The organism is Pseudovibrio sp. Ad37 (assembly GCF_001623075.1).
GTDB lineage: Bacteria > Pseudomonadota > Alphaproteobacteria > Rhizobiales > Stappiaceae > Pseudovibrio.
On sequence record NZ_LMCF01000096.1, the window covers coordinates 128,152 to 144,006 of the forward strand.

Below are 15,855 nucleotides of genomic sequence, written 5' to 3' on the forward strand. Positions count from 1 at the left end.
TCGGCATCAAGGAGCTTGAGGCTCCACATAAAGGTGGGAGAACTTGGAAAAGTTCTCCAAAACGTAGTCGGGCAGTTCTCCGCTGTCCTTAGCGACCAGCTTTCCTCTGCCATCGCCCGCATCCAGACGGTCCAGCGTTCTTTGCGCACGGCCCAGATAGGCATCATTCATGTGTTCGGTGTGTGAGTAAGCCTCAAGTTTCGTAACCACCTTGTCCATGTCCCCCAAAAAGCTGAAGTGCCAGCTGGAAGACCTGATCAATTGACGTCGCATAAACCGGCTGTGCCGTGTAAGAGCTTTCCATTGCCACAAAGCAGCCTCGAGAACAGGAGAGAGACTTTTGCTTTGATAAGCTCGCTCACGCCGCAAAGCCTGAGCACCTTTGAAAAACATCGCACTGATCATTCGCGGGCACGAGGTAAAATCCGAGACATCGTCTTTGAAATTCAGTCTGTATCGGAAAATATCTGCGCCAAAGAATGTCAGGCTTTTACAGCTCCTGGGGTCATTTTTCGCTCTGAGCAGCGCCTCCGGCTTTGGAATTTCATCCACGTCGGAAACTATGATCAGATCTTTCACCGCAAGATCTTTAAGGCCGCGTTCTATGCAATCGCGTTGGTGGTACTCCCTCGACCAGGCGTTCTGCGGTGCCTCTGGCATGTCCTCGACAATGATATGCCGGATCTTGCTCAAAAACGGTGCAAACCGCGACTTGTTATCAGCAAAATAGAGAGGCTTTTCGTGTCCGGTAAAGGTCTTGGTGGCCTCTACAAGAATGAACTCATCCACCACATCGAAAAGTTCGCCCAAGCGAATTTCCAGGGTATCGAGTTCGTTGAAAAACGTGAAGCCATCGACAACTTTGACCATATCATACGGTCTCCTTGCTCAAACGGTCTTCAGCTTACTCCACTCTAATTGCTCACACCTACCACTTGGATTTACCGGCAGAAAAGCAGGGGCTCCTGTTTCTGCCGGTAAGTCCTGATTAAACCAGCATGGACATCGGGTTTTCGATGTAGCCTTTGAAGGCCTGCAGAAGTTCTGCACCCAGCGCACCATCCACCGCACGGTGGTCAGTGGAAAGGGTCACAGACATCACAGTCGCAGGGACGATTTCATCGCCCTTCACAACTGGACGCTTCTGACCAGCACCAACAGCAAGGATGGTTGCATGCGGAGGATTGATCACCGCTGCAAATTCCTTGATGCCGAACATGCCAAGGTTGGAAACAGAGGTTGTTCCACCCTGGAATTCGGTTGGAGCCAGCTTGCGCTCACGAGCACGCTTTGCCAGATCTTTCATCTCGATAGAGATGGTGGAAAGCGTTTTCTCTTCAGCGCGGCGAATGATCGGAGTGATCAGGCCACCATCGATGGAAACAGCAACACCAACGTCAGCATGCTTATGCATAACCATGCCGCTCTCAAGGTAAGATGCGTTAGCAGCTGGAATTGCTTTCAGTGCCAAAGCATGCGCCTTGATGATCATGTCGTTGACAGACAGCTTGTAAGCTGGCTTGCCGTCGCCGTCTTTCGGTGCAGACGCATTGAGCTGAGCCCGCAGAGCCAGCAAAGCATCCAGTTCACACTCCAGTGTCAGGTAGAAGTGTGGAACAGTCTGCTTAGACTCGGTCAAACGCTTGGCAATGATCTTACGCATGCCATCGTGAGGAACCAGCTCGTAGCTGTCTTCATCAAACAACTTGAGGGTCTGTTCATCAGATGGACCAGACGCCAGCGCAGCTTTTGGAGCCTCAGCAGCCTTCGGTGCATCCGTAGCTTTAGGAGCAGCCTCAGCCTTGCCAGTGCCAGCAGCAATCGCTGCATCAACGTCACGCTTCACAACGCGGCCATGTGGGCCGGTGCCAGCGATCAGCGCAATGTCCAGACCATTCTGCTTCGCCAGACGGCGCGCCAGAGGGGATGAAAACACGCGCTCACCAGAAGCTGCAATCGGAGCAGCAGGTGCAGGAGCTGCAACTGGAGCTGGTGCCGCTTCAGCAGCAGGTGCTGCAGGAGCCTGAGGGGTAGCAGCAGCGGTTGGTGCAGCAGGTGCTGCATCCATCGCAGAAGCGTCTTCGCCCTCTTCCAGAAGGATCGCGATCGGTGCATTCACCTTCACGCCCTCTGCGCCTTCAGCAACCACGATTTTACCGATGGTGCCTTCATCGACAGCTTCCACTTCCATGGTCGCTTTATCGGTTTCAATCTCTGCAATCACATCGCCTGCAGAAATCGCGTCACCTTCTTTAACCAGCCACTTGGCCAGATTGCCTTCTTCCATAGTCGGAGAAAGCGCAGGCATCAGAATATTGATTGGCATACCACTTGTCTCCCGGTTAGGCGGTGTAGGTCACAGCCTTAACAGCATCGATAACTTCCTTGGTGTTTGGCAGAGCCAGCTTCTCAAGGTTTGCTGCATATGGCATTGGAACATCTTTACCGGTCACGCGAAGAACTGGCGCATCCAGCCAATCGAAAGCTTCACTCTGAACCTGATAAGCAATTTCAGAGGAAACGGAACAGATTGGGAAAGCTTCTTCCACGGTCACCAGACGGCCAGTCTTGCGAACGGAGGCCAGAACAGTCTCCATGTCCAGCGGACGAATGGTGCGCAGATCAATCAGCTCAACAGAAATGCCCTGCTTTGCCAGCTCATCTACAGCCTGCAGCGCATAGGTCATGCCAATGCTCCAGGAAACCATGGTCGCATCAGTACCTTCGCGAACAATCTTCGCTTTGCCGATTGGCAGAACCAGATCTTCAACATCCGGCACGTCGAAGTGCTGACCGTAAAGGATCTCGTTTTCAAGGAACACAACCGGGTTCGGATCGCGGATAGCCGCTTTCAAAAGACCCTTCGCATCAGCTGCGGTGTAAGGCTGAACAACCTTAAGGCCTGGAATGGAAGCATACCATGCTGCAAAGTCCTGAGAGTGCTGTGCACCCACACGAGCAGCCGCACCGTTTGCACCGCGGAACACCATTGGTGCACCCATCTGACCGCCAGACATGTAAAGCGTCTTACCAGCAGAGTTGATGATGTGGTCAATCGCCTGCATTGCGAAGTTGAAGGTCATGAACTCAACAATTGGGTTCAAACCTGCCATCGCAGCGCCAACAGCAAGGCCAGTAAAGCCATGCTCGGTGATTGGTGTGTCGATCACGCGCTTTTCGCCAAACTCGTCCAGAAGACCCTGGGAGATCTTATAGGCGCCCTGATACTGAGCAACTTCTTCGCCCATCAGGAACACGTTCTCATTGCGGCGCATTTCTTCGGCCATCGCGTCGCGCAGAGCTTCACGAACGGTCATGCTCACCATTTTGGTGCCCGCAGGAATTTCCGGATCAGCAGGTGCAACGCTTACAACCGGAGCAGCAGCCGCGACTGGTGCTTCAGCAGCCACAGGTGCAGCCGGTGCAACAGGAGCAGCGCCCAGATTGTCAGCAGCAGATGCATCTTCGCCTTCTTCCAGCAAAACTGCAATCGGCGCATTCACTTTTACTTCTTCGGTGCCTTCAGCAACGAGGATCTTGCCAAGCACGCCCTCATCAACCGCTTCCACTTCCATGGTTGCTTTGTCGGTCTCGATTTCAGCAATCACGTCACCTGCAGCAACGGTGTCGCCTTCTTTCTTAAGCCACTTAGCAAGTTTGCCTTCTTCCATGGTCGGAGAAAGCGCAGGCATTAAAATTTCAACAGCCATAATGTATTATCCCGACCTTAGAGCACGATATCTGTGTAGAGCTCAGATGGATCCGGCTCAGGATCATTCTGTGCAAACTCAGCAGAAGCAGCAACAACAGCGCGTACTTCTTTATCGATAGCCTTCAGATCGTCCTCACTTGCCCATTCTTTTTCAAGAAGGCGAGCACGAACCTGTTCAATCGGGTCATGCTCAGAGCGCATCTTCTGGACTTCATCTTTACTGCGGTATTTTGCAGGGTCAGACATGGAGTGACCACGGTAGCGGTAGGTGATCATCTCAAGGATGTAAGGACCATTGCCTTCACGGCACCATTCCATCGCATAGTCGGTCGCAGCTTTCACCGCGCGCACGTCCATACCGTCAACCTGAACACCCGGAATGCCGAAGGAAGCACCGCGCTGGCTAAGATCTGTTGTGGAAGAAGCACGTTCAATGGAGGTACCCATGCCGTACTTGTTGTTCTCAATGACGTAAATCACTGGCAGGTTCCAAAGCTTCGCCATGTTGAAGCTCTCGTAAACCTGACCCTGGTTGGCAGCACCATCGCCGAAGAACGCCATGGAAACTTTACCGTTCTCTTTATAACGGTTCGCAAACGCAAGACCGGTACCAAGTGAGACCTGAGCACCCACGATGCCGTGTCCGCCATAGAACTCCTGTTCTTTGGAGAACATATGCATGGAACCGCCCTTACCTTTGGACAGACCACCGCTGCGACCAGTCAATTCGGCCATCACGCCGTTCGGGTCCATGCCACAAGCGAGCATGTGAGCATGGTCACGGTAAGAAGTGATCATCTGATCACCTTTTTCCTTGGCCATCTCCATTCCAACGACAACAGCTTCCTGGCCGATGTAAAGGTGACAGAAGCCACCGATCAGACCCATACCGTAAAGCTGACCCGCCTTTTCTTCGAAGCGACGGATAAAAAGCATTTCGCGATAAGCGTTTAGCTCTTCATCTTTGGAGAATTCTACTAGTGCAGGTACGTTTTTCATCGCACCGCGGGCTTTGGTAGCACTTTTAGCGCGACCGCCTGAAGACTTGGATTGAGTTCCAGCCATGAGCCTCGTCTCTTTGTGACGTGAATTGGTGAAAGCACACTATCGCCCACAGCGTAGAATGCCAATATGAGCAGAAACACTTGTGGATTTATCTAAGATATTGATTTTACTGATATTTTCAAGTTAACTTAAATTGGGTTAACTCAATCAAATCAACTCATTTTAAGTTAATGCACGCTGATGTTTCAGTTGCGCATGATTGCAACTTCATTCACGTGCGCCAGATTTAGGGAAGCGCGAGCCCGCTCATCCACCATGTCTGGATCAAGGCTCTCCGGGTCAAGCAACATGACACGGCGTTGTAATTGCAGGCGTTCTTCCCGCAACTCATCAAGCTCCAATTCGAGCGCAAGAATCTCATGTTCAATCTGTGGTCGACCCACAAGACCCAGCTTACCGTTGAGCGCATGAAATGCAAAGTAGCAAAGCGCACCAATGGCAATACCCGGCACAAGGAGATTCTTTAGATAGGAGTGTTTTCGCTGACGTGTGGTAGCTAGCACTGACTGACCTACTCATTACAAAAATGGTCACATGCCCAGCACTATTTCACAACGCCCTTAACCAAGAGTTTCCGTAACAATTGAAAACTGTCTTTATCTGTTATTTTTTCTAAAACAGAGCAGTATCGTGTGCCCCCAAAAAAATGGGCATAACTTTTGGCATCTCATTAAAGTCAACCAGACTGCGCCCCACGAATGGGGCGCTCATCCATTTCAAACCAGCCGGCTCAATCACTCTATGGAGTGAAATTAGGCCATCTCTTCACGATGTTCATGTGACACCAGTAGATCTTCTTTTGGACCAAAGAACTCGAAATTGAGCTGCTTTTCGGGCACGCCGCGATCCTGAAGACTAGAGTAGAGACCAGCCATAAACGGCTTTGGCCCACAAAAGTAATAGTCCGCACCAAGGCTAGCAGGCAGAGTCTCCAGAAATCTATAATCGACTAAACCGGTTGAACTATTACCCGTTCGGAACTGGCCGTCTGCCTCTTCGTCGCTATAGCGATAATAAACTTTCAGGTTCTGGTTCTGGTGCGCAAGCTCATTTATTTCACCTTTAAAAGCTTGGACAGTCTCGTTCTGACTGGCATGAACCAGAATAACCTTTCTGTCTCCATCTCGCACAAGTGCTGCTTTCAGAATACTCAGGATTGGGGTAATGCCAACACCTGCAGCCAACAATACCAGCGGACGGTTTTCTTCAACTTCTTCGTTCAGAAAAAAGTCTCCACATGGGGCCGCTAGTTCCAATTTTGCACCTGTTTCAATGCGACTGTGCAGCAAGTTGGAGACGTACCCAGCCGGGTGCCCCTCACCGAAAGCAAGCTCTTTCTTCACACTGATACGAAAACAGCCTGCATCTGGCCTGTCGGACAAGCTGTAATTGCGCATGGTGGTTTCTGTATTCGGGTCTGGTACTCTTATTGTAATGTACTGACCCGGCTTAAATTGGGGCAGAGCACCTCTGTCTGCTGGCTTGAGGTAGAATGACGTGATGTTACTGCTCTCAGCCTGTTTCTTAACAACCTCAAAGTCTCGGAAACCATCCCAGCCACCTGGTTGATCAGCTTTTTCCTTGCAAATCGTGCTTTCTCGCTCAATCAAAATACTAGAGAGAAAACCATAAGCCTCTTCCCATGCATTAATGATGTTATCTGTTGCCGCATCTCCCAAGACTTCTTTAATGGAAGCGAGCAGATTTTCACCGACAATAGGGTAATGTTCAGCCTTGATTTGCAAAGCAGCGTGCTTTTGCGCGATCAACTCAACCGCACCAGCCAAAACTTCCAAATTATCAATATGCAGCGCAAATGCAGTTACAGCACCAGCCAAAGCTCTTTGCTGAGTACCCTGCTCCTGATTGGATGTATTGAAGAAAGAGGCAACCTCTGGATTGCGCGAAAGCATACGCTTATAAAAATGCTGTGTTAATACCTCTCCATACTCCTGAAGAATAGGTGCTGTAGATTTAACAATTTCAATGGTAGTTTGGCTGATCATTTGATCGGCCCCTTAAATGTGCATTTCAAATGCTAATTATTAACGAGAGCTTACGGCGTCAAGATGCAATTGACAAAATTTACGGATTACGGCCTGAGAACACTCATGTATCTCGCCTCAAACCCCCAGCGTTTATGTAGTGTTAAAGAGGTTTCGGAATACCATGATATCTCCCGTAACCATTTAGTGAAGATTGTGTTACGCCTTGTTGAAGCGGGGTATATTTCATCTTTCAAAGGTAAAGGGGGCGGTATGCAGCTGGCCAAACCAGGCAACAAAATCCAGTTGGGTGAGGTCATCAAATTACTGGAACCAAACATGACAATGGTGGAGTGCTTCGATCCAGCAACGAACACTTGTAGGATAACCGGTTCCTGCAACGTCAAGCACTACCTCTACGAGGCCTCTCAATCATTCATTGAAACCATGAATAAGCATACATTAGAAGACGCTATATCAACCCAATAGTGCTCTTAAAGAAGCTGCATTGCTCCCATCGTCAGTTGAAGCGACAAGACTCAAGCAAAATTAATGAACTCACAAAATCTTTCATCTTAATGCTAAAGAACGCAAACCAGCGCACATAGCGACGCAACGCTGGGATTTCATAAAAACCCCAGCAAATGAGCCATTTAAGACAAAAAAATCAGGCATTTTCAGCCAGCCGTGAGAGCTTAATCAACACAGCAGCGGCTCCCTTCAACCGATCATCCGCAGACGGCCAATCACGGGTCAGCACCACCTTCTGATCTAGGCGGATCTTGGCGAGGATAGTTTGTTCCGCGATGTAGGATACCAGCCCAGCCGGATTGTTGAATTCGCCATTGCGGAAGGCAATCACGATGCCCTTCGGCCCAGCGTCAATCTTTTCAACGTTCGCTTTGCGGCACAGCCCCTTGATGTAGACAATCTTCAGAAGGTGTTGAACTTCCTCAGGAAGTGGCCCGAAGCGGTCAATCATCTCAGCCCCAAAGCCATCGATGTCTTCAAGCTCCATGAGATCCGCCAGACGGCGATAAAGCTCAAGCCGCAACTGAAGGTCCGGCACATACGTATCGGGGATAAGAACAGGCGTACCGATGGCAATTTGTGGAGACCACTTGTCCTCCTGGAAGTCCTCACCGCCAGATTTCAGCTGCGCAACCGCCTCCTCCAGCATCTGCTGGTAAAGCTCAAATCCAACCTCTTTAATATGCCCGGACTGCTCTTCCCCAAGCAAGTTACCCGCTCCGCGAATATCCAGATCATGTGACGCAAGCTGGAAGCCAGCACCCAAATTCTCAAGGCTTTGCAAGACCTTAAGGCGGCGCTCAGCAGTAGGTGTCAGCGTCTTGTTGGCAGGAACAGTGAACAGTGCATAAGCCCGCGTCTTGGACCGTCCCACACGCCCACGGATCTGATAAAGCTGCGCCAGACCAAACATGTCTGAACGGTGCACAATCAAAGTGTTCGCGTTTGGTATGTCCAATCCGGACTCCACAATTGTGGTTGCCAAAAGCACATCAAACTTACCCTCATAGAAGGCGTTCATGATGTCATCCAGCTCCCCGGCAGGCATCTGCCCATGCGCAGAAACCACTTTAACTTCAGGCACATTCTCTTCCAGGAACGCCCTCACCTCTGCCAGATCAGACACGCGCGGACACACATAAAAGCTCTGCCCCCCGCGATAGTGCTCACGCAGCAAGCTCTCGCGGATAACCATCGGGTCAAACGGGGATATAAACGAGCGTACAGCCAAACGGTCCACCGGCGGTGTCGCGATAAGGGAAAGCTCCCGAACGCCCGTCAGTGCCAATTGTAGGGTACGAGGAATCGGGGTCGCAGAGAGGGTAAGAACGTGAACATCACTTTTCAGCTCTTTCAACCGTTCTTTATGCTTCACACCAAAATGCTGTTCCTCATCGATAATGAGAAGACCCAGATCCCTGAAACCAATTGCTTTTCCCAGGAGCGCATGCGTCCCGATAACAACATCGACGGCCCCTTCTTTCAGACCCTTCTTGGTCTCAGACAGCTCCTTACCGGGGACAAGTCGCGATGCCTGCCGTACTTCAATCGGCAATCCATTAAAACGATCCGCAAAAGTCCGGTAATGCTGACGCGCCAACAACGTGGTCGGAACCACAATCGCCACCTGCCTCCCAGACATCGCCGCCAAAAACGCAGCTCTTAGAGCAACTTCCGTCTTACCAAAGCCCACATCACCACAGATAAGCCGGTCCATCGGACGCCCTGATGCCATGTCATCAAACACAGATTCAATGGCGCTCATCTGGTCATCGGTCTCATCATAAACAAACCGCGCAGTGAACTCATCATAAGCCCCCTCAGGAGCCGTAATCGCAGGAGCAGTTCGTAACGCACGTTCTGCCGCAATCTTAATCAAGCCATCGGCAATCTCAAGAATACGCTTTTTCATCTTGGCTTTACGGGCCTGCCATGCCCCGCCGCCAAGCTTATCTAACTGAACTTCCTGATCTTCTGAACCGTAGCGCGTCAGTAGCTCAATGTTCTCGACAGGAAGGTAAAGCTTGTCCGACCCTGCATATTGCAGCTCAAGACAGTCATGCGGCGCCCCAACAGCCTCAATGGTCTTCAGCCCGATAAACCGGCCAATACCATGCTCCACATGCACAACAAGATCACCGGGGGCCAGAGCAGAGGCCTCAGTAAGAAAATTCGCCCCTTTGGACTTCCGCCGACGCTGACGCACCAGACGGTCACCGAGGATATCCTGTTCCCCTATGAAGGCCAGATCATCAATCTCAAAGCCATGTTCCAGCCCAAGAAGGATCAGTGCCGTCAGCCCAGCGGGTACCTTGCCCAACTCAGCAGAATTGCCCGCATATCCAGTGCGGTCCAATCCATGATCGCTCAGAACTTGGGTTAACCGTTCACGAGAACCCTCACTCCAGCAAGAAAGAACCGCCCTCTTCCCATCCTTAGCAAGAGCTGACACATGCTTGGAAAGCGCATCAAAAATATTTACATCACCCGCAGCACGTTCAGCCGCAAAGTTCCGTCCCTGACGCCCCCCCATATCAATCGCAGTCTTGCCCGTGCCCGGAGGCATAGCGAACGGGGATAACTGAGCAGAAGCCCTGTCTGCCACAAATGTGCTGAACTGGGTGTCCTGAAGATAAATGGCAACTGGTGGAATAGGTTTATACGGCACACCAGAGGAAAGCGCTTTGTTGTTGAGCCCGTCCTGACGCGCACCAAAATGCTCTTCAATCTGCTCAAGGCGTTCCTTGATCATGTCCTCAGCACTGGCATCCAGCACAACTGGCGTTTCACCAATGTAATCAAACAGGGTAGAAAGGTTATCATGGAACAGAGGCAACCAATGCTCCATCCCCGCATAACGCCGCCCCTCACTAATGGACTGATAGAGAACATCCTCAGGCCCAGCGGCTCCAAAAGCAGTCACATAGTTACGGCGGAACCGCGAAATCGTTTCAGGATCAAGAATGATCTCGCTCATAGGAACAAGCGTTAGACCCTTCTTCTGAGCCAGCGTTCTCTGACTATCCGTATCAAAGGAACGAATGGACTCCAGCGTATCCCCGAAGAAGTCCAGACGCACAGGCTCTTTGGTTGCTGGAGAAAACAGGTCAATAATGCCGCCGCGTACAGCATACTCCCCAGTTTCACGCACTGTTGGCGTGCGGGCAAAGCCGTTGACTTCCAGCCACTTAACGATCTTGTCGGGATTGATACGGTTGCCCGGCATAAACGAGAGAATATGATTGGCCGTCCACTCACGAACAGGCATCCGCTGCAAAGCCGCGTTCACTGTTGTGATCAGAACAAACTTCTTTTTCTTCGGCAGTCCCTTTGCCAGCCGAAGCAACGTCAGCAACCTGCGCGCAACAATCGCTCCATGAGGCGAAACACGGTCATACGGCAAGCAATCCCATGCAGGCAGCTGAAGCACTTCCACATCAGACGCAAAGAACCCCAGAGCCTCTGTCAGCGCCGCCATACGGGTTGCATCCCGCGCAACATAAGTCAGCGCAAGGCCGCCCTCCTCAACTTCAGCAAGCACCTTTGAAAGCACGTAGGCTTCTGCTCCATCAGGAACGGAAGCTAGCGTGATGTTTTCACTTTTTTTGAGCAAACTTTCAAACACGGGAGGGGCAACCTTATTATTTCAAATCGTCGGCGGGCAATAACAGACACCTGATCTACAGCAAACCAGAGGTCACAACGCACTCAGCTTCCAGCCTTGTCCTTGTAGTAATCGAGGATCTTGCGGAAGAGATCTGTGTTCGCTTCATCGGGGACCGGCTTCGTGCCAATAAACCATGAGAAGAGATCCTGATCATGATGCTGCAGGAACACTTCCAGTTCGTCCAGCTCTTCATCACTCATCTGAACAATGTGCTTTTCAACGTAGCCGCCAAGCATGATGTCCATTTCCTTCATGCCACGATGGTGACAGCGGAAAATGATACGTTTACGGCGGTTATCCAGCTCGATGTTCTCGTTTTGATCTTCGCTCTGCGCACTCTGATCCATCGTAGTTTCCTTAGAAGGTCGCTGATCCTTGTCACTATCTGCAAATAGATAGGGCCAAAATGTTTCGCCTGTATACAACCCTTATTTTCATCTGTCAGTGTTTTCTTAAGGGCGTTGCACAAATCACAAGAACATGGCACAGATCAGATCTGCTGTTCACGTTCTGGTCTATATGGTATGCGCCCTACTCGCCTTGATCCTCTTTTCGCTTCGGTCACCAAACTTCCGGGTATCGGCCCCAAGATTGCGAAGACCATAACAAACCTGCTTGTCGGCAGTCCGGACCGCGACGCCCGCATTTCCGACTTGCTCTTCCATGTTCCGGTAAATGTTATCGACCGACGCTTGCGCCCAGGTGTCTCCGGCTCCCCTGAGGGGGAAATCGTGACGCTTGTGCTCCACATAGACCAGCACCGCGCACCTCCACGCGGCAGCCGTGCCCCCTATAAGGTTCTCGCGCATGATGAGACCGGAGCCATTGAGCTGGTATTCTTCCACGCACGCGGAGATTTCTTGCATCGCACGCTGCCCGAGGGTGAGAAGCGCATCGTCTCTGGCAAGGTCGAATGGTTTAACGACCGTGCCCAAATGGTGCACCCAGATCACATGGTCTCTGAGGAAGAAGCTGAAAATCTGCCGCTCGTAGAGCCTGTTTACCCAATGACAGCGGGCCTTGCTTCCAAAACGCTCCAACGTGCAATGGGCACCGCTCTTGAGTTTCTCCCGCAAATGCCTGAGTGGCAAAACCAGCCCTTTATAGAACAACGCGATTTCCCGCCGTTTGATGTTGCCTTGCGGTCCATACATAAACCAGAAGATGCCAGAGATCTGGCACCAGAAGGCAAAGCCCGCGAACGCCTCGCTTACGATGAGTTTCTGGCAAACCAGCTAGCTCTTGCTCTTGTACGCAACTCTCTGCGCCACATGGGCGGCAAAGCCCGCAAAGGCGACGGCTCGTTACGCCGAAAGATCCTTGCAGCCCTCCCGTTCGAACTCACAGGCGGTCAGGAAGAAGCGCTGAAAGAGATCTTCGCTGATCTGGAAGAGCCAACCCGCATGCTGCGCCTGCTTCAGGGCGATGTTGGTTCAGGTAAAACGGTCGTCGGACTCATGGCAATGGCAGCTGTTATTGAGACAGGCGCTCAAGCCGCTATGATGGCTCCAACGGACATTCTGGCCCGCCAGCACTACGCCTCCATGAAACCTCTGTGCGATGCAGCAGGCATCCGCACCGCTGTTTTATCAGGTAAAGACACGGCCAAAACTAAACGCGAGATTGGCGAAGCGTTGGAAGCAGGTGAAATCGACTTAATTGTCGGCACTCATGCGCTCTTCCAATCAACGGTCAATTTCAAAGACCTTGGCATCACGATCGTAGACGAGCAACACCGCTTTGGTGTCCACCAACGACTGGCTCTGTCCTCCAAAGGCGCCCACGTGGATGTGCTTGTGATGACCGCAACTCCAATCCCGCGCACGCTGGTCCTCTCTTTCTTCGGAGATATGGACGTCTCCCGCCTGACTGATAAGCCCAAAGGCCGACAGGAAATCAAAACCGTCTCCATATCGCTGGATCGCATTGGTGAGGTTGTTGACCGCCTGAAAGCAATGATTACACAGGGGCAAAAGATCTATTGGGTCTGCCCGCTCGTGGAAGAGTCAGAAAAGATCGACCTCGCCGCTGCCGAAGAACGCTTCAACGACCTGCAAAACGCCCTCGGCCCGGTCGTCGCTCTTGTTCATGGACGTCAGAAGGCCGATGAAAAGCAAGCCGCCATGGACGCCTTCAAAAATGGTGACGCGCGCGTACTTGTAGCAACCACTGTGATCGAGGTTGGCGTTGACGTCCCGGACGCAACCATCATCGTGATTGAACACGCCGAACGCTTCGGCCTTGCGCAGCTGCACCAGCTCAGAGGACGCGTTGGCCGTGGAAGTCTAGCCTCTTCATGTCTGCTCCTCTTCAAAGCCCCCCTTAATGAAACGGCAGCATCCCGCCTCAACATCCTGCGCCAAACCAATGATGGTTTTCTCATTGCCGAGGAAGACTTGCGCCTGCGCGGCGAAGGCGAGCTCCTGGGCACTCGTCAGTCCGGCACACCGGGCTTCCGGCTCGCCTCCATTGAAGATCATGCCGATTTAATGGAGATCGCGCGTGATGATGCAAAGCTTATTCTGGCAACAGATCCTGAGCTTGAATCAGAAAGAGGCGACGCCTTGCGCCACCTCCTGTACCTCTTCGCCAGAGACGAAGCTATCAAACTGCTCAGAGCAGGCTGACCTATTCAGCTGCGACAGTCTCTGGACCATCGCCGCTTTTGCCAGCTTTCTTACGTTGATGCGCCTCAACAGCCTTTTTATCCTCGCCCTCTAACAGCTTCGGATATTCCGGGCTGACAAGGCCAGCTGAAATCACCAGCTTTGCGGCATCTTCAACGCTCATGGAAAGCTCGATGATGTCCTCGCGCGGCACAAACAGCAAAAAACCAGAGGTCGGGTTCGGCGTGGTTGGCAAGAAGACAGAAACCGTATCCGCTTGTTCTTCCAGATGCGCGGCAACTTCACCCTTGGTGTCCGTGGCAAGAAACACAATCGCCCACAAACCTTTGCGCGGATACTCAACCAGCCCTGCTTTGGTGAAGTTACGTCCACTGTCATTCAAAACAGTCTCAAAGATCTGTTTCAACGCAGAATAAAGGTTACGCACCAATGGCATCCGGCCAAGAATGGACTCGCCAACGCTGATGAGCGAGCGCCCCGCAATGTTAGCTGTCAGGAAACCAATCACCGTTATTGCCAGCAATGCAGCAAACAATCCAAAACCCGGAACTTCGACCGGCAGATAGTTATCTGGATTGTAGATAGATGGCAGGAAGGGCTTTACCCAACCATCAATCAATTGGATCAATGACCAACTCAGATAAAGCGTAATACCAACCGGACCCGTGATCACAAGGCCAGTAAAGAAATAGTTCCGCAGCCGCGTCATAAACCCAACGCGCTTTGGCTTTTTATCCCCGTCAGATCCCATCGGCCAAACTTTCATAATTCGGGAACCTTCCGCTTTATATCAGCGACAAGGCGCAGGTATATCCGTGCTTCTTTACGAACTAGTGTATTTTGTCGGTTTTGCAAGTTCCTCTTGAAAAAGAATTCATGCTTCTCATCTAAGAGGGTGGATATGTTAGCCATGGTCGCCGGTTGATGCGCCAATAGCCAAACTCCCACTATTGTCAGCACTCACCAACACGGCGTATAAGGCATATCATGCTTGCCGGAAGTGGAGCTCTCTGTGAAGAAGCTATTCTATATGACGCTTGGATTAGCCTTAGTGGCCACAGGGATCGTTGGCATCTTTTTACCGTTGCTGCCGACAACAATTTTCTTCATTCTTGCAGCAGGTTGCTTTGCAAAATCCAACCCACGTCTGGAAAACTGGATCCTGACACATCCAAAGATTGGACCAAGTGTCATCCAATGGCAGGAACATAAGGTCATCCCCAAAAGAGCAAAATTTTTTGCCTTCACAGGCCTGATCTTTGGCTACCTGATGTTCCTGAAAATGTCACATCCAACAATCCTGCTCGCCGTAGCAGTCGCCCTCATGATGTGCGCCATAGCCGCCTACATTGCCAGCCGCCCCTCCAAACCACTGGCAACTTGAAAGTCTCGACCTCGTAAACAAGACTTGCCTGAACAAGTGCATCCAATTGGCAAGTAAAGTCGAGGTTCCTGAAGATTTACTGCATCCGCCTGCTAGTGCGGATAAAACTCACCCACTTTGATGCAACAGTCCCACCACTTTTCGAGGTTCAAACGGATTTAAACTTCTCACTGATTCCGCTTCTGGACATGCGGCTCGCTTTGCTACACACATATCAAGAACTGGACAAATGCGTCAAATACGCGTCAAGCATCAATATGGTGTGTTTGCGAGTGATGGAGGTCCCCCCGGAGTTGGCCCAGACTACACTCTCGCTTGTTGCTGCTGTAGATGACTCTAAGCGGTTCAAGAGTTTGCGAACGGCTGCGGCTCATTTTGGTCTAACGCCAAGGCGGTTTCAGCCAGGGGAAACTGACAACCCAGGCCGGTTCTCCAAAGCCGGAGATATGCAACTCCGCTGTGTCCTTGAGCCTCCCCCTTTGAAGTGATCCGCCCTTATAGTTAGGAAAGCGGAGGACCAATGATGGCGATTAAGAGACCTAAGGCCGAAGAGATTGTCGTGAAGTTACGGCAGGTTGAAGTTCTGATGGGGCAAGGAATGGCCCGGATTGATGCGATCAGACAGATCAGTGTGACAGAACAAACCTATTATCGCTGGAAGAAGAAGTACGGCGGGATGGGCACAGAACAGCTGAAGGAACTGAAGCGGTATCAATGCAGGGTCAAATTTCCCCAGTTTGAGGTTTGGTGACCAGCCTTTTTTAGGTCTAGTTCTCCTTTTTAGGTGGTCTTCCGCGACGTTTGGGTGGTGGTGGAGGAGTTATTGATGCGTTGGCTCTTATATGCTCTGGAATAAGGTTGGTGTGACCGCGCAAGCGGTAGCT

Annotated in this window: 13 protein-coding genes and 1 pseudogene; 5 read left to right on the top strand and 9 right to left on the bottom strand. The window is 51.4% G+C overall.

The features are described 5' to 3' along the window. Positions 1–6: 6 nt before the first annotated feature. From PsAD37_RS15980 to hmpA, 6 genes are all read right to left on the bottom strand, one after another. A complete protein-coding gene (locus PsAD37_RS15980) occupies positions 7–870 on the bottom strand; it encodes an N-acetylglucosaminyltransferase (RefSeq protein WP_063296990.1) in 864 nt (287 codons plus the stop codon). A 118-nt stretch (positions 871–988) separates the two neighbouring features. After that, entirely contained in the window at positions 989–2,326 is a 1,338-nt protein-coding gene (locus PsAD37_RS15985; RefSeq protein ID WP_063296991.1) for a pyruvate dehydrogenase complex dihydrolipoamide acetyltransferase, read from the bottom strand. 16 nt (positions 2,327–2,342) lie between these two features. After that, positions 2,343–3,710 (bottom strand): pyruvate dehydrogenase complex E1 component subunit beta, encoded by a 1,368-nt coding sequence (locus tag PsAD37_RS15990; RefSeq protein ID WP_063296992.1) that lies wholly within the window; start codon positions 3,708–3,710, stop codon positions 2,343–2,345. A 17-nt stretch (positions 3,711–3,727) separates the two neighbouring features. After that, positions 3,728–4,711 carry a pyruvate dehydrogenase (acetyl-transferring) E1 component subunit alpha gene (gene pdhA / locus PsAD37_RS15995; RefSeq protein WP_370446600.1) on the bottom strand — a complete coding sequence of 328 codons (984 nt, stop codon included), beginning with the start codon at positions 4,709–4,711 and terminating at the stop codon, positions 3,728–3,730. Positions 4,712–4,962: 251 nt separating this feature from the next. Then, positions 4,963–5,229 carry a septum formation initiator family protein gene (locus PsAD37_RS16000; protein WP_057466201.1) on the bottom strand — a complete coding sequence of 89 codons (267 nt, stop codon included), beginning with the start codon at positions 5,227–5,229 and terminating at the stop codon, positions 4,963–4,965. Between the two features lie 300 nt (positions 5,230–5,529). Further along, entirely contained in the window at positions 5,530–6,783 is a 1,254-nt protein-coding gene (hmpA, locus tag PsAD37_RS16005) for an NO-inducible flavohemoprotein (RefSeq protein WP_063296994.1), read from the bottom strand. A 63-nt stretch (positions 6,784–6,846) separates the two neighbouring features. Between hmpA and PsAD37_RS16010 the strand changes: the two genes are divergently transcribed. Continuing rightward, positions 6,847–7,251: an Rrf2 family transcriptional regulator gene (locus PsAD37_RS16010; protein ID WP_063296995.1), complete on the top strand. Its 405-nt coding sequence runs from the start codon at positions 6,847–6,849 to the stop codon at positions 7,249–7,251. 178 nt (positions 7,252–7,429) lie between these two features. Here PsAD37_RS16010 and mfd read toward each other — a convergent pair whose 3' ends face one another. Continuing rightward, the gene (gene mfd / locus PsAD37_RS16015) at positions 7,430–10,918 is read right to left on the bottom strand and encodes a transcription-repair coupling factor (protein ID WP_063296996.1); all 3,489 of its coding nucleotides are present in this window, start codon (positions 10,916–10,918) and stop codon (positions 7,430–7,432) included. An 83-nt stretch (positions 10,919–11,001) separates the two neighbouring features. Continuing rightward, positions 11,002–11,307, bottom strand: a complete 306-nt coding sequence (locus tag PsAD37_RS16020; protein WP_063296997.1) for a succinate dehydrogenase assembly factor 2 — start codon at positions 11,305–11,307, stop codon at positions 11,002–11,004. Between the two features lie 177 nt (positions 11,308–11,484). Here PsAD37_RS16020 and recG point away from each other — a divergent pair, with 177 nt between their 5' ends. Then, positions 11,485–13,587, top strand: coding sequence for an ATP-dependent DNA helicase RecG (recG, locus tag PsAD37_RS16025; protein WP_063296998.1), 2,103 nt, complete (start codon positions 11,485–11,487; stop codon positions 13,585–13,587). 1 nt (position 13,588) lies between these two features. On the opposite strand, the gene PsAD37_RS16030 is transcribed toward recG, so the two are convergent. Continuing rightward, entirely contained in the window at positions 13,589–14,338 is a 750-nt protein-coding gene (locus PsAD37_RS16030; protein WP_063297010.1) for a DUF502 domain-containing protein, read from the bottom strand. A 279-nt stretch (positions 14,339–14,617) separates the two neighbouring features. Here PsAD37_RS16030 and PsAD37_RS16035 point away from each other — a divergent pair, with 279 nt between their 5' ends. The 3 genes and pseudogenes from PsAD37_RS16035 to PsAD37_RS16045 form a co-directional block, all read left to right on the top strand. Further along, positions 14,618–14,971 carry a YbaN family protein gene (locus PsAD37_RS16035; RefSeq protein WP_057466196.1) on the top strand — a complete coding sequence of 118 codons (354 nt, stop codon included), beginning with the start codon at positions 14,618–14,620 and terminating at the stop codon, positions 14,969–14,971. A 275-nt stretch (positions 14,972–15,246) separates the two neighbouring features. After that, complete coding sequence (locus tag PsAD37_RS29585) at positions 15,247–15,459, top strand: transposase (protein ID WP_369327096.1); 213 nt, start codon at positions 15,247–15,249, stop codon at positions 15,457–15,459. Positions 15,460–15,494: 35 nt separating this feature from the next. After that, positions 15,495–15,686: pseudogene (locus tag PsAD37_RS16045) on the top strand (transposase); the annotation flags it as partial. Between the last annotated feature and the right edge of the window lie 169 nt (positions 15,687–15,855).

Excerpts from the sequence above, each read along its gene's own strand:
- recG (WP_063296998.1), top strand. The coding sequence starts at position 11,485 with ATGCGCCCTACTCGCCTTGATCCTCTTTTCGCTTCGGTCACCAAACTT.
- PsAD37_RS29585 (WP_369327096.1), top strand. The coding sequence starts at position 15,247 with ATGGAGGTCCCCCCGGAGTTGGCCCAGACTACACTCTCGCTTGTTGCT.
- PsAD37_RS16020 (WP_063296997.1), bottom strand. The coding sequence starts at position 11,307 with ATGGATCAGAGTGCGCAGAGCGAAGATCAAAACGAGAACATCGAGCTG.
- PsAD37_RS15980 (WP_063296990.1), bottom strand. The coding sequence starts at position 870 with ATGGTCAAAGTTGTCGATGGCTTCACGTTTTTCAACGAACTCGATACC.
- pdhA (WP_370446600.1), bottom strand. The coding sequence starts at position 4,711 with ATGAAAAACGTACCTGCACTAGTAGAATTCTCCAAAGATGAAGAGCTA.
- PsAD37_RS16010 (WP_063296995.1), top strand. The coding sequence starts at position 6,847 with ATGCAATTGACAAAATTTACGGATTACGGCCTGAGAACACTCATGTAT.
- hmpA (WP_063296994.1), bottom strand. The coding sequence starts at position 6,783 with ATGATCAGCCAAACTACCATTGAAATTGTTAAATCTACAGCACCTATT.
- PsAD37_RS15990 (WP_063296992.1), bottom strand. The coding sequence starts at position 3,710 with ATGGCTGTTGAAATTTTAATGCCTGCGCTTTCTCCGACCATGGAAGAA.
- PsAD37_RS15985 (WP_063296991.1), bottom strand. The coding sequence starts at position 2,326 with ATGCCAATCAATATTCTGATGCCTGCGCTTTCTCCGACTATGGAAGAA.
- PsAD37_RS16035 (WP_057466196.1), top strand. The coding sequence starts at position 14,618 with ATGACGCTTGGATTAGCCTTAGTGGCCACAGGGATCGTTGGCATCTTT.
- PsAD37_RS16030 (WP_063297010.1), bottom strand. The coding sequence starts at position 14,338 with ATGGGATCTGACGGGGATAAAAAGCCAAAGCGCGTTGGGTTTATGACG.